Annotated in this window: 15 protein-coding genes; 11 read left to right on the top strand and 4 right to left on the bottom strand. The window is 47.4% G+C overall.

What is annotated here, in order from left to right:
- Window positions 1-42 precede the first annotated feature (42 nt).
- Window positions 43-876, top strand: a complete 834-nt coding sequence (locus ACR8BL_RS14160) for a serine/threonine protein kinase (protein ID WP_434748265.1) — start codon at window positions 43-45, stop codon at window positions 874-876.
- Between the two features lie 120 nt (window positions 877-996).
- Here the strand turns inward: ACR8BL_RS14160 and ACR8BL_RS14155 are convergent, their stop codons facing one another.
- Window positions 997-1,206, bottom strand: coding sequence for a hypothetical protein (locus ACR8BL_RS14155; protein ID WP_434748264.1), 210 nt, complete (start codon window positions 1,204-1,206; stop codon window positions 997-999).
- A 207-nt stretch (window positions 1,207-1,413) separates the two neighbouring features.
- Here ACR8BL_RS14155 and map point away from each other — a divergent pair, with 207 nt between their 5' ends.
- A complete protein-coding gene (map, locus tag ACR8BL_RS14150) occupies window positions 1,414-2,160 on the top strand; it encodes a type I methionyl aminopeptidase (RefSeq protein ID WP_434748263.1) in 747 nt (248 codons plus the stop codon).
- 312 nt (window positions 2,161-2,472) lie between these two features.
- Window positions 2,473-3,486, top strand: coding sequence for an NADP-dependent oxidoreductase (locus ACR8BL_RS14145; protein ID WP_434748262.1), 1,014 nt, complete (start codon window positions 2,473-2,475; stop codon window positions 3,484-3,486).
- Window positions 3,487-3,760: 274 nt separating this feature from the next.
- Here the strand turns inward: ACR8BL_RS14145 and ACR8BL_RS14140 are convergent, their stop codons facing one another.
- Window positions 3,761-4,246, bottom strand: a complete 486-nt coding sequence (locus tag ACR8BL_RS14140) for a CcdC family protein (protein WP_434748261.1) — start codon at window positions 4,244-4,246, stop codon at window positions 3,761-3,763.
- A gap of 670 nt (window positions 4,247-4,916) precedes the next feature.
- Here ACR8BL_RS14140 and ACR8BL_RS14135 point away from each other — a divergent pair.
- Together ACR8BL_RS14135 and ACR8BL_RS14130 are read left to right on the top strand one after the other, a co-directional pair.
- Window positions 4,917-5,378, top strand: a complete 462-nt coding sequence (locus ACR8BL_RS14135) for an RrF2 family transcriptional regulator (RefSeq protein WP_434748260.1) — start codon at window positions 4,917-4,919, stop codon at window positions 5,376-5,378.
- A 273-nt stretch (window positions 5,379-5,651) separates the two neighbouring features.
- Window positions 5,652-6,278 carry a nitroreductase family protein gene (locus tag ACR8BL_RS14130; protein WP_434748259.1) on the top strand — a complete coding sequence of 209 codons (627 nt, stop codon included), beginning with the start codon at window positions 5,652-5,654 and terminating at the stop codon, window positions 6,276-6,278.
- Window positions 6,279-6,639: 361 nt separating this feature from the next.
- On the opposite strand, the gene ACR8BL_RS14125 is transcribed toward ACR8BL_RS14130, so the two are convergent.
- Window positions 6,640-7,323 carry an S-layer homology domain-containing protein gene (locus ACR8BL_RS14125; RefSeq protein ID WP_434748258.1) on the bottom strand — a complete coding sequence of 228 codons (684 nt, stop codon included), beginning with the start codon at window positions 7,321-7,323 and terminating at the stop codon, window positions 6,640-6,642.
- 625 nt (window positions 7,324-7,948) lie between these two features.
- On the opposite strand from ACR8BL_RS14125, the gene ACR8BL_RS14120 reads away from it, so the two are divergent.
- From ACR8BL_RS14120 to ACR8BL_RS14105, 4 genes are all read left to right on the top strand, one after another.
- The gene (locus ACR8BL_RS14120) at window positions 7,949-9,034 is read left to right on the top strand and encodes a sulfate ABC transporter substrate-binding protein (RefSeq protein ID WP_434753122.1); all 1,086 of its coding nucleotides are present in this window, start codon (window positions 7,949-7,951) and stop codon (window positions 9,032-9,034) included.
- Window positions 9,035-9,171: 137 nt separating this feature from the next.
- Window positions 9,172-10,011, top strand: coding sequence for a sulfate ABC transporter permease subunit CysT (gene cysT / locus ACR8BL_RS14115; protein WP_434748257.1), 840 nt, complete (start codon window positions 9,172-9,174; stop codon window positions 10,009-10,011).
- A 105-nt stretch (window positions 10,012-10,116) separates the two neighbouring features.
- The gene (cysW, locus tag ACR8BL_RS14110; RefSeq protein WP_434748256.1) at window positions 10,117-10,995 is read left to right on the top strand and encodes a sulfate ABC transporter permease subunit CysW; all 879 of its coding nucleotides are present in this window, start codon (window positions 10,117-10,119) and stop codon (window positions 10,993-10,995) included.
- Between the two features lie 203 nt (window positions 10,996-11,198).
- Window positions 11,199-11,438 (top strand): YezD family protein, encoded by a 240-nt coding sequence (locus ACR8BL_RS14105; protein WP_434748255.1) that lies wholly within the window; start codon window positions 11,199-11,201, stop codon window positions 11,436-11,438.
- A gap of 162 nt (window positions 11,439-11,600) precedes the next feature.
- On the opposite strand, the gene ACR8BL_RS14100 is transcribed toward ACR8BL_RS14105, so the two are convergent.
- A complete protein-coding gene (locus ACR8BL_RS14100; RefSeq protein ID WP_434748254.1) occupies window positions 11,601-12,518 on the bottom strand; it encodes a hypothetical protein in 918 nt (305 codons plus the stop codon).
- A gap of 134 nt (window positions 12,519-12,652) precedes the next feature.
- Here ACR8BL_RS14100 and ACR8BL_RS14095 point away from each other — a divergent pair, with 134 nt between their 5' ends.
- Both ACR8BL_RS14095 and ACR8BL_RS14090 read left to right on the top strand, forming a co-directional pair.
- The gene (locus tag ACR8BL_RS14095) at window positions 12,653-13,219 is read left to right on the top strand and encodes an imm11 family protein (protein ID WP_434748253.1); all 567 of its coding nucleotides are present in this window, start codon (window positions 12,653-12,655) and stop codon (window positions 13,217-13,219) included.
- Between the two features lie 66 nt (window positions 13,220-13,285).
- Window positions 13,286-13,468, top strand: a complete 183-nt coding sequence (locus tag ACR8BL_RS14090; protein WP_434748252.1) for a hypothetical protein — start codon at window positions 13,286-13,288, stop codon at window positions 13,466-13,468.
- The last annotated feature ends 10 nt before the right edge of the window (window positions 13,469-13,478 follow it).

The raw sequence follows: 13,478 nt of genomic DNA, 5'->3' as shown, positions 1-13,478 counted from the left end.
TGACATTACGGACAGGAACGGGATCAGATAACAGGAGCTGGCATGGGAGGCAACGTGGAGCTGGAGCGAAGCTGGCAAAGATGGCTAGGGCGATTTACAGACCGTCCTGGGCGGCAAGGAACGATTATAGGGGATCGTTACGTTATACGGGAGCTGTTGGGTATAGGGAGCTACGGACTGACCTATCTCTGTGTGGATCAACAGACGGGTAAGGAAGTAGCTTTGAAGGAGTCAAAGCCCAGTAAGGGGAGACTTTCCGCGCGGCTGTTAAGCCGGGAAGCGGATGTGTTACAGCACCTGCAACATCCGGCTATTCCTAAGCTGCTGCACACGTTCGCAGTGCGAAGACGAAATTATATGGTGACGGAGTATGTCCGGGGACAGACGCTGGAGCAATTGATTTTTGAACAAGGGCAGCAATATACAGAGCTTGAATGCGTGGAGCTTGCCAGCCAGCTTCTGACTCCGGTTGCTCATGTGCATAATCAGGGATATATTCATGGCGATGTACGAATTCCTAACGTTATTTTACGAGAAGGACGGGTGCATTTGATTGATTTTGGCTTGGCAAGACGCTTGGGGGAGCCGTTGTTGCCAGAGCTGAAGCGCCGAATGAAGGATGTGCCTGAACCTGAGGATGAACCGGCGATCCCTGATCAGGATCTGCAGGATATCGGTCATTTCCTGCTTTTCATGCTGTATTCAGCCTATGAGCCGCAGAAGGGAAGCGTGCCAGCCAGTTGGCAGGAGGAGCTTCGACTTACGCCAGCGCTGCATGAGATGCTGGAGCGGCTTCTTGGGCTTCGTCCGGGTTATGAGGGCGGGGCAAGAGAGTTGCAGCGTGAGATGGACCGTTTGAAGTTGTTATTGCTGTGAGGGAAGTCTGCAGGCGAGCGAAGCATTATGCGTTTGAATAAAAAACAGGGGTGTTCAGCTGACCGTCCGTACGGTATCAGCGAACACCCCTTTGTTCATGTTTGGAGATCCATCTTTTGTCTAGCTGGATTTGTGTTTTCTGCTTTTGTAATAACCGGAACCATGGCGCTGATCCCTGTATTTCACATCTGAAGAGGAATAGCGCTTGTAGCTGCGTTTGCCGGATGAACTGCTATATTTTTTATAGGATCGTTTATTGGAGGAACTGTAACGTTTGTGGTTAGAAGAGGACTTGGAGTCGATTAATTTGCCTATAAGTTTCTTAAACATGAGTCGCTCACCCTTTCGTTTTCAGTTATTCTAGGCTAATACGTGGCTTGCCCAATTGGGGTTTCGTGTTTTGGAGAAAAGAATGTTCATCTATTGGCGGCTTGGCGTATAATAGGATGTTGGTTAAGGTACTGGAATTTTTTATTTTGAGCGTTTCGCGTTACAATAGAAGACAGGATAAGATCATAACGGACAAGGAGTAGTTGCATGATCACGATAAAGACCAAAGAACAGATTGAATATATGAAAAAAGCGGGCGAAATCCTGGCGGCGTGCCATAGAGAAATCGCAAAACTGATTCGTCCGGGAATCACAACACAGGAAATTGACCAGTTCGCAGAAGCGTTTATGAAGAAAAATGGCGCTATACCGGAGCAAAAGGGATACAACGGATACCCGTATGCGACATGTGCGTCGGTTAATGACGTGATCTGTCACGGTTTTCCGGGGAAATATGTCCTGAAAGACGGCGATATCGTCACGATCGACATGGTTGTTAATTTGGATGGCTGGCTTGCCGACTCGGCTTGGTCTTATGCTGTGGGGAATGTAAGTCCGAAGGCACAGCATCTGCTGGACGTGACGAAAAACTCCTTGTACAAAGGCATTGAGCTAGCGGTTGTTGGTAACCGGATCGGAGACATCTCCAATGCGATTCAGCAGTATGCTGAGGGAGAAGGTCTGGCGGTCGTTCGTGAATTCATTGGGCACGGCATTGGGGAGAAGATGCACGAAGAGCCGCAAGTTCCTCACTACGGCCCGCCACATCGCGGCCCGCGTCTCAAGGAAGGCATGGTCATTACCATTGAACCGATGTTGAATATCGGAACGTTCCGCAGCAAGCTGGACTCAGATGGCTGGACTGCACGCACACTGGATGGGAGTCTGTCTGCCCAGTATGAGCATACGATTGCGATTACAGCCGATGGCCCGGTAATTTTGACTGAACAGTAAGAGCACGTTATGAAAATATGATGTCATTTCACAGTTGGCTAAGTCATTTTCACTGCGCGGTAAAGTTGGTTCAGAAAAGCTTAAGGCTGGGTGATTGAGAATCCTAATAAGGATGTTTGAAAAAAACTATACTAATCATGGTTAGAGCTACAATGTGAAGATATTTATATATTTCCGGGCGGCCCACGTTTGTGATCCGCCTGTTTCGGTTTAAACTATTATGAAGATCAACATAGAGCCAGTGGTGCACCTGCGTTACTGCAGATGACAAGGGCTGACCTTGAAGCCACTGGGAATCAGGAGGTTATTTGGATGAATGTAAACAAACAGATCGTACTGGCGTCCCGTCCTGAAGGGGCTCCTTCCAAAGAGAATTTTGAATTTGTTGAGGCGTCGTTACCTGAACCGGAAGCTGGGCAAGTGCTGGTTCGTACATTATATTTATCGGTCGATCCGTACATGCGGGGACGAATGAAAGATACGAAATCGTACGCAGCGCCATACGCCTTGAACGAAGTCATTAAGGGGGGCGCAATCGGACAGGTCGTGGAATCTTCCGAGCCGAATTTGCGTAAGGGTGACCTGGTCACCGGGATGTGGGGCTGGCAGCAATATGCTGCAGTTAATACAACGGATCTGTCACTGATTGATTCAGACGAGGCTCCAATTACAGCCTACCTGGGTGCACTTGGCCTGACAGGTTTGACCGCTTACTTTGGCATGGAGGATATCGGCAAACCCAAAGATGGCGAGACCGTTGTGGTGTCCGGTGCGGCAGGAGCTGTGGGGATGATTGCGGGCCAGATCGGTAAAATTGTCGGTGCGCGTGTGGTCGGCATTGCAGGTTCTGACGAAAAATGTGCCTATCTGAAAGAAAAGCTTGGGTTTGACGTTGTACTGAATTACAAAAACGAACAAGATATGTCTGCAGCGATTGAAAAGGCTTGTCCGAACGGTGTTGACGTTTATTTCGACAATGTTGGCGGCGAAATTTCAGATGCGGTGTTGCGTCATATCAACCGGAATGCACGTATTCCGCTGTGCGGGCAGATCTCGTCTTATAATCTGGAGAAGCCCGACATCGGCATGCGTCCACAGACGTTACTTTTAACCAATACGGCACTGATGAAAGGTTTCCTGCTGGGCGATTATACAAAGTCCTTCAAGGAAGGCCGTGCCAAGCTGGCAAAATGGATTCAGGAAGGCAAGCTGCAATATGAAGAGAATATTGTAGATGGTTTCGAACGGACGCCGGAAGCGTTCATGGGTCTTTTCTCGGGAGATAATCTGGGCAAGCAACTGGTGAAGGTTGCAGATCCTGAATAGATGGCGTTGTGCTTCGAGTCGAATAGCCTGAGTAGATTAAGTTAAGCGAGTTGAGCAAGTTGAACAAACTTGGGTTCAGTGAATTGAACGATCCGGGTTAAGTATGCTGAACCATGTTCTGACCGGTGTTGCTATCTAACAAAAGTAAAAGACACGTTCTCCGCACCTTGGATGGTGATGAACGTGTCTTTTTTAGTTTTTAGTTGCTGTGATATCCAGTGATTTCTGAATGCCCCAGCCCTATAGCTTGGGAGAACCGTGATACTTTAGCTGCCTAATGTTGAACAGCCAGCACTTCCTTGTAGTGTTTGTACATATAAACACGCCAGCGCACAATCATGCCGAATGCCAGCAGGAAGAACAGCCCGCCCGTTTGCGGGATGCTGACGTATTGCTGGATGACTTCATGCAGAATCAGGCGTACAGCGAGCAATCCAAGCAAAATAAAGGCAAAGCTGCGGGAGCGTGTGGCAAAAATCTCTTCCCCTACGCGTTCAAACCGGGTGCTGCGAATGAGCGGATACGAGAAAATAAACCAGCCGACCAGAAGTGCGATCAGCGCCCATAACCATGGAACATGTGTCTCTGGTACAACAAACATAAAAAAGCCTGTGCTCATGCCGAGCGGCGGAATAATAATTTTACGGATGGTGACCGGCCTGTGGCTGGCTTTCATACGGATAAAGATGGCAAGCAAGGCCATGACAAGCATGCCAACGGTCGCCCCGATTTGAAGATAGTACGGAGAGATTTGAGCCACGTAAACGCCCTCTTTCTGGAATGATATGTAATCCGATGAATCGGATGAGATACATAAGACCTGATTTTTCAGTTCCTATTATAGCATAAATACGAGAACTCAATAGAACACATATATGAACGTATATTTTGCAAAACTATAGGCGATGACGATCATTTTTATTTGGAAAATATGTAGTATTGTTCCCGGTGAGAGAGCGTTTATACGAATTCGGGAAAATTAGCAGATGTGGATGAACAAGCAAAGCACTGCTGTAGAAGGACAGATGGAGACTTGTAGTAGATGCATAAACGGAGAATGACATGCATGGGGAACGCGGACAAGATGTAGACTAATCAGAATAAAATAAAACTTTACAAAAAAAGCGTTTTCAAAATGAAGATTACCGATTATAATAATCACGTAAGCCCTTTCATATGTCTATCTTATTGGAGCCCTTCGCGAAGCGAAAGGCTCACTTTTTTATGTAAAGACGTTCCCGAGCGGGGATATCAGGCGTGATTTTAGCGAATCATGGATATGCTGTAAATATTGATATAACAGGCAATTTCGTACTCCAACGACGTTCAGGAGCAAATGTTGACAAACATAACTGTTATTCATATAATGACAGTTATACTTACCTTGGATTGAAGTTCATCGGCGCAGTATGCCGGGAAGGGAGTAAGTTATGAACAGCGAATTCACCATTGCGGTGCATTGCCTTGTTTTTCTATCCATGAGAAGCGAGTGTATGGCTAACAGTGAAGACCTGTCCCAGAGTGTGGGTACACACCCGGCCAGAGTCCGCAAGGTACTGAGTGTTCTGCGTAAACATGGTTACCTGACGACAAAGGAAGGTGCTCATGGTGGTTACTTGCTTAGCCGTCCGAGTGAAGAGATTAAGCTGGGGGAAGTCTACAGACTTGTCGCCGGAGGTTCGCTGGGGCCAAGCTGGTGTTCAGGTGAATCGGGTTCACCGTGTAAAGTATCCTCTAATATGCAGGAGGTAATGGGGGCTATATATGGTGGAGGGGAAGAGGCACTGAGTGCTTATTTCGATCGCATATCCATTCTTGATGTGAGGCAAAGTATAGAGCGTGGAGAAGGCCCGTTTCCGATGGAAGGTTTATCTGCCAGCGAGAAGTCCTGATGGGTACTGTGAAACTGAGTGTCATGTGTTAATTGCACCATGATTATGCTTAGTCAAGTATGGGGGAGAAATGTAGAACAGGCGTGTGCTCCGGTGTAAAATGGATTGTAATTTGAGGTAATTCCGGGCATAACGTGAACACAGATGGGGAGCGTTCGTCTGCGCTGATGTTATTTTCGGAAGGCCTGTGCTTGGGGCGTATTGGCTTTCAAGGCGTGCTTTGCGAACGTAAAAATATAATAATCCAAACAGAACTAAGGAGTGGAACACCACATGTCAGCTACTGAAAAAAATGAAACACTTCGCGTAATTAGCGAACGCCACGCAGTTAAAAAGTACGAAAAAGGTTTCGTATTGCCTGAGGCTGACCTGAACGCAATCTTGACCGCAGCTTCAGAAGCCCCGTCTTCCTGGAACCTGCAACACTGGAGATTCCTCGTGATTGAATCCGAAGCAGACAAAGCAAAATTGCTCCCGATCGCTTACGGACAAACACAGGTGGCTGACAGCTCCGTTACGATTGCTGTTCTTGGTGATCTGGAAGCAAACCGTAATACATTCATCTACGATCAAGCTGTTGAAGCTGGTGCACTGCCAGCTGAAGTTCGTGACGCTTTGGTGGGTCAGATTAACGGTGCTTACCAAAGCCCGCAAATCGCTCGTGATGAAGCGATCCGCAACGCTTCTTTTGCTTCCCAAAACATTATGCTGGCAGCACGTTCCCTGGGTTATGACACTTGCCCGATGGGCGGATACAACCCACAACAATTGATCGAAGCTTTCAACATCCCTGCACGTTTTGTGCCAACATTGCTGATCACTGTAGGTAAAGCTGTTGAGCCAGCTCGTCCGTCAGGCCGATTCCCATTGTCCGAAGTGGTTGTAAAAGGTTCTTTCTAAGTCCACCTAAACGTGGATTATAAGCAATGATATTCTAAGCGAGTACGACCCTTTTATGGAAGGGGCGTACTCGCTTTTTTATTATTTCACAATTCACACTGCATTATCATAGGCCGATAAAAGGTGACTATTACCCTATTCCTATTCCTGTTCTTGCTTCAATGACAGTGGTACTCATGAAATTTCTCGTAAAACATCAGTTAATTGTTGTAGAACCGTTTCAGGAGAATGGCTCGCTCAAGGAAGATTAGATTCTGCGCACCAGACCCACATCAAGACTGAATGTAAAAAAACCCGCACCCTCCCTAGGGAAGAAAGGTGCGGGTTTTTGCGATGTTACACTTTTGCCCAAAGAACAACTCTACTTCTCCGGTGTCTCCGGGATTTGTGGAGTATGGAAGGATTGCATGTGCTCTATTGCATTGTACATCATCACCGCAGCATCAGCGCGAGTAATGGCTTGTTTCGGATTAAACTGTCCATTCGCATCCAGTGTGCTGATTTTCAGCACCAGGGAACGCTGTACGGAACCTTGGTACTCCGGCGTGAGCTCTTTCTCGTCCGTAATATCTACTGGCTGGATTTTAATCATAGGCAGACCGCCTTTGGCCTCAATGGCTTGCATCAGGAACAGGGTGTACTGTTCGCGGGTAAGTGGTTTGGACGGATCGATATTCTGCGGCAGCTTGACGCTGTTGTACTGTGCACGGATGAAAGCATCGCTGTACCAGACGCCATCTTTTACAGCAGAGAAATAATCACTTGGCACAGGCATTTTGATAAAACGAATGGCATTCAGGTTCAGATCCAGTCCATCCACAATTAGTTGAACACCTTGTGCTGTATTCAGCTGTTCTGTTGGCTTGAACAAGTTGTCACTAACCCCCTTGATTAGTCCATCCTGATGAAGAGATTCAATCTTGTCTGCGCCTGGAATGCCTTGAATATCCGTAAATTTGGACGGTGCAGCATAGAGTGGGCCTGCACTTAATGAGAGTGTAAGCAGAGCTCCTGCGGTGAGAGCAGCAATCCTATTTTTCTTCATTTTCGGTGTCGCCTCGCTTTCCGGGAAGTTCATATCCCTTTGTTTTAAAGTGATTTGCCCCTATAGACGACCCTTTTGTTCAAAAGGTTGCTTCAACCTATTTTTAATCCCGAAGTGATCGGGGAAGCTGCGGCTTCCAGCAGCAGGGATTCAAGTAACACGATTAATGACGGCCTGTGAAATCCGTCTGATTTCGTAACAGGGTGGTTGGTGTATTGGTCTCATAGTTCGTATTATGGTGAGAGCGGAAAGTGGAGTAAATGTTGAGAAATTTCGGTAAAAAACGGAAAAAACGTTTGACAGCCATATAGACTGCCTTTATTATACGTATATAACTTACTAAACAGGTAGGAATAATTAAAATGACTAATTTTTTCGCGGAATTAGTCATGACCGACACATGAATGCAAACATTAGAACAGCATAACGTTCTCACCGTATAGACGGAGGAACACCGCAGTGCATTTTACCGATGAAGCATACGCGACCTTAGGGTCGGCATGACTTGATGAGGGGAAGAGTGCGCAGGGGGTTCCTCCGTCTTTTTGTTTTTTTCGGGTACGTACCGCTGTTCTGCCGACCTGTAGTTGATCATGCAAGTTTATATCGGGGGGAGTGTAAGATGATGAAAAAGAGAGTTCACAAAGGAATTCTGGTTGGGCTGGCATTGGTGTTAACAGGGATGCTGGCGGCTTGCGGATCAGATCAAGGCGGATCGAATGCAGCAGGTGCAGCAACAGGAACAGGAGCAGATGGCAATAAGGAAGGAAGCAAAGCGATTGAACTGCTCAACGTCTCCTATGACCCAACACGAGAACTTTATGAGGAATATAACAAGGCATTTGCCGCGCATTGGCTGAAAGAGAAAAGCCAGGAAGTGACCATTAAACAATCTCATGGAGGTTCGGGGAAACAGAGCCGTTCCGTCATTGATGGACTGGATGCAGATGTGGTGACACTGGCGCTTGGCTATGATATTGATGCGATTGAGGATAAAGGTCTGATTAATGCAGGCTGGCAGGATAAATACGAGCATAACAGCTCACCGTACACGTCCACGATTGTGTTTCTGGTGCGCAAAGGCAACCCAAAAGGCATCAAGGACTGGGATGACCTGATCAAAGGAGACACCCAGGTCATTACTCCGAATCCGAAGACATCAGGTGGCGCGCGTTGGAACTATTTAGCGGCATGGGGTTACGCGCTGAAACATAACAACAACGACGAAGAGAAGGCAAAACAGTTCGTGGCAGAACTGTTCAAACACGCTCCTGTACTCGACTCGGGTGCTCGTGGATCAACAACGACATTTGTGGAACGCGGCATCGGCGATGTGCTACTGGCTTGGGAGAATGAGGCATTCCTTTCGGTAAAAGAGTTAGGGCCGGACAAATTCGACATTGTCGTGCCTTCCATCAGTATTTTGGCTGAACCTCCTGTAGCGATCGTGGATAAAAATGTAGACAAAAAAGGCACTCGCGACGTGGCGGATGCGTATCTCAAGTACCTATATAGCGAAGAAGGCCAGACGATTGCTGCCGAAAATTACTACCGTCCTACGCTGGATAGTGTGAAGGAGAAGTTCAAGGATCAGTTTCCGAAGCTTGAGCTGTTTACGTTAAAAGATGTCTTTGGTACTTGGCGGGATACCCAGGCCAAACATTTCAAAGATGGCGGCATCTTTGACCAGATCTACGTTCCGGGCAGTTAAAGCTGCTGTCTCTGCTCAGATATATGAGCAGAACTGGGAAAGGAATGGAATGGACTATAGAATCTAAACTAATGCATGCATTGCGCTGTACGCGGCCAACCAGCCTGACCGGCTGACGGCGGAGAGGATGAATAGGCATGAGCAAGGGAATCGCGATCCGGGGAAGGCGAACATTGCCGGGATTCGGATTAACGATGGGGTACAGCGTGTTATATCTGAGTCTGGTAGTGCTGATTCCGCTGACGGCACTGTTATTCAACTCCACCGGATTAACCTGGGCAACGATGGTGGAGGTGGCTACCAATCCAAGGGTGCTGGCATCATTCCGGGTCAGTTTCCTTACAGCAGGTGCAGCGGCTTTGATCGATCTGTTCCTGGGCCTGCTTCTGGCCTGGGTGCTGGTTCGGTATGAATTCCCCGGCAAACGATTGTTCGACGCCGTCATTGATCTTCCTTTTGCGCTGCCCACAGCCGTAGCCGGGGTGGCGTTAACGGCAATCTATGCCGGAAACGGATGGATTGGACAGTTCGTCGAGCCGTTGGGCATCAAACTGGCGTATTCTCAGGTCGGGATTACACTCGCACTTATGTTTATCGGTATTCCGTTTGTCGTACGTACCGTACAGCCGGTGCTGGAGGAGCTTGAGGCTGAGGTGGAAGAGGCCGCAGCGACACTGGGTGCAGGGCGATGGAGGATATTCCGGGCCGTTTTGTTGCCGGATCTGATCCCTCCGCTGCTGACGGGGTTTGCGTTAGCTTTTGCAAGGGGCATTGGTGAGTATGGTTCCGTGGTATTTATTTCAGGCAATATGCCGATGAAAACAGAAATCGCGCCGCTGCTCATTATGGCGAAGCTGGAGCAGTTTGATTATGCAGGAGCTACAGCCGTAGCTCTGCTGCTCTTATTGATCTCCTTTATCCTGCTGCTCATCATTAACTCCCTTCAACGCTGGAGCCGTAAGGCAGGGAGAGTGTAATCATAACTTCACATTCTGTCTGTACGGCTTCCCCATTCGTGATGGCCCGGACGGAATACACAGCCACTCTGTGGCACACTAACCCAAACCGAAGGAGGTGTATCTATGGCGGGTTCTGTCCCCCTTAGTGCTGTTCCACCTGTAAAAACCGGCCGCAGTACGAATCGCGCGACAACTGAAGCACCTTGGGTAAAATGGCTTCTGATCGGACTTGCGAGTCTCGTCCTGGTCTGGCTGCTGATCCTGCCGCTGGTCATTGTGCTTATGGAAGCGTTGAAGCAAGGCTGGGGTGTTTACATCGCTGCGCTGACGGAACCGGATGCCTTGTCTGCGCTGAAGCTGACCCTGCTGGTTGCCGCAATCACCGTTCCGTTGAATACAATTTTTGGCGTGGCGGCGGCCTGGGTCATCACCAAATTCCAGTTCAAGGGTAAAGGACTGCTAATTACCCTGATTGATCTTCCTTTTTCTATCTCGCCTGTGGTTGGCGGTTTGATCTTTGTCCTGGTGTTTGGCTCAAACGGTTGGTTTGGCCCATGGCTGGCCGAGCATGATATCAAAATCATTTTTGCCCTGCCAGGGATTGTGATTGCGACATTGTTTATTACCTTTCCTTTTGTAGCGAGAGAACTTATTCCGCTAATGGAGGATCAAGGCACCCGGGAAGAAGAAGCAGCTGTAACGCTGGGAGCCTCCGGGTGGCGCATCTTCTGGAGTGTGACATTGCCTAATATTAAATGGGGACTTCTTTACGGCATCATCCTCTGTAATGCACGTGCTATGGGGGAGTTTGGAGCCGTATCGGTTGTGTCCGGTCACATCCGCGGAGAAACGAACACCTTGCCGCTACACGTCGAAATTTTGTATAACGAATATCAGTTTTCGGCTTCTTTCGCGGTTGCTTCACTGTTGTTGATTCTGGCCTTGGCTACGTTGCTGATCAAGAGCTGGCTTGGGCATAAAGCCGTTTCAGAAAAGGCATAACGTGGATCAAGCGCACACGCAAACAGCCCGGAAAGGCAGCTGTTAATTGGGATCAAAATATCAATTGACAGCTGCTGGAAGCCCTGATATTGTATAGACCAAGTATATAGGTTGGATAAGAATGAATTATAATTGAACTTATGTAATACAGGTGAGCACAGGAATACAACGGGTGGTAAACCCGAGAAGAGGAGGCGGCTCAAGTGGCTAAGCCGTTAAAAGTGGATGAGGTATGGTTGAACCGAATTGCCGGGCAACTGGATGACATGGAGTTTGGTTCATTGCACATCGTGGTACATGAGGGGCAGATTGTGCAGATGGAGCGAACCGAGCGCAAACGTTTTGAAAATACATCCTCAGGCAGCGCCTCCAAATCCGGCAATACGGCCAGAAGCAGCTCTGCCCGTTCCGTTCGTGGATCAAACACGAGTGCCAAAGGATAGTTTAGTTTTATATCTGTGTTACATGGTTACTTCTAAAAATAAACAGGCTGTCCCTGTCGTCATGTTGACTTAGGGGCAGCCGTTTTTGTTTGCGTCTGTGTACTAGCAGAAAAATGTTGTAACTTTGAAGTGTGGAAATTTTGGCAATTGCCTTTAAACTTTTTATTTATCAGATGCCGAACCCGATCTGCGGGGTGTAGCAGGAGAAGAGGTATTCTCTTCAACAGACTCATGTACCGGCATAGCCATATTGCTGGTATTGTCATCTGTTTCAGTGTACCCAGCGTATGGACGTTCACTGCGGGAGCGCGATCCGGTTAACCCGAAGCCTGAGGCAAACAGGATGAGTTGCAAGGCGAGCGCATATGGAGCTGCGGCCAGTCCGATCAGGTGAAGTAGAGAGCATAGTGCAATCAGAAGTGTAAGCCATTTGACCAACGTGCCTGATGTGCCACGCTTTGGACTGGCCCAGAGCAAATAACCATAGAGTATCGTAAGCATAAGGGAAATGGCCTGAATCCATGGCAACAGGCTGTCCCAGGTATTTACAGACGTACCTGCAATCCGCTGTGTGTAGAACAGGTTTCCGATCAAAATTGCAGTGGCTGCTAATGCAGCAGGTTCAGCAGCAGGCCTGAGGATAGTCCAGATCGCACGGCCCCAGTGCACCGAATTGTTATTCCGGCTGAGATCGTCCGATAGTGCGGTGCATTCCCGCTCAAGTGCTTTATGCATCAAGGTAAGTCTGGCTGCATCCTCATTTTTAACACAGTCACGAATCTGATCTTGAAGCTGTGGGGAGAGACAAGAGGCTGTTTTGCAGGCTTGCATTGCTTTTAACAGTTCGTGATGTTCCTGTTCATTTGTTTCCTTTTTTCTTTGTTCCCAAATGGTGAGTTGTCCCAATAGACCTGTGCTTATGTATAATGTATCTCGTAACCTCTGCATATGCCGTGCATGGCTGCGACGAATTTCTGTGGCTGACCACAGATAAACGACCAGAAGCAATGCAACAACACCAAGCAGTAGAAACGTAGCATTGGGATGTGATGACAGGTTATCCAACCAACGTTGAAACACAATATTTCCTCCTTTACAACCAACTTGACGTATCTGAACACGCTATACGCAAGCCTTCTTTCACTATTACACAGGAAGTAGATGAATTCAAGCAGTTGAATCATTGGATCAAGAAAAAATGAGGAGGGGATTTTTTGAAGTTATATGAACTAAGACATAAAGATAGTTGTATGGAGTTGCAGATTTTAGATTGGGATCACGAGTTGGCTTCAAGATTTAGCGGGGATATAAAAGGTGGAATCTGGACTCCAACTACTGTGAAAACATTGTACAAAAAAAGACATAGTGACTTTCCTAGCTTGATTATAGGGAAACCAATTATAAATGGAAACGTTAAAACTGTGCTTGAATCCTACATCTCCAAGAAAGTAGAGATTCTCCCTTTAAAGCATGATGAACTAGAATTATATGTAATAAATGTTACAAATGTATTGGACTGCGTGGATTGGAATCGTTCCGATATAAGGAGGAAAAGAGACGGATCATGGGCAGGGTTTGATAACATAGTGTTTGATTTTTCTAAAATCCCAGCGGATACATATATGTTTAAAATAAAAGAGACCGCCACCGTAGAGGTGTTCGTTACCGATCTATTCAAACAAGTGGTGGAAGAACATAAATTCAAAGGTTTGAATTTCAACGTAGTATATGACTCCGAGTTTACCCAAGAGAAGGAAGACGAACAACAACGATTGTATTAGCAAGCACTTGAATCGATCGAACAAAACAAAGGAAAAGAGTATGCCTATGAGGATGCCCGTGAACTTGTGGATCAGGGAAAAACGATGATTAGCGGGCGATGGAAAATGAAGCTGGATGATCAAGGGCAATTTTGGCTGGGTGAGTTGCTGAAAGATTTGTCCTATCAATGGATGATGCCAACGTATATTCCACCAGTGTTGTTATTGGAATCTTGGCATGAGGTCAAGTCATCAGAAAAAATGTCATAGGTTATGAAGG

The sequence above is a fragment of the Paenibacillus amylolyticus genome, from assembly GCF_051136285.1.
Lineage (GTDB): Bacteria > Bacillota > Bacilli > Paenibacillales > Paenibacillaceae > Paenibacillus > Paenibacillus amylolyticus_F.
This window is presented reverse-complemented; position numbering and strand designations above follow the sequence as displayed.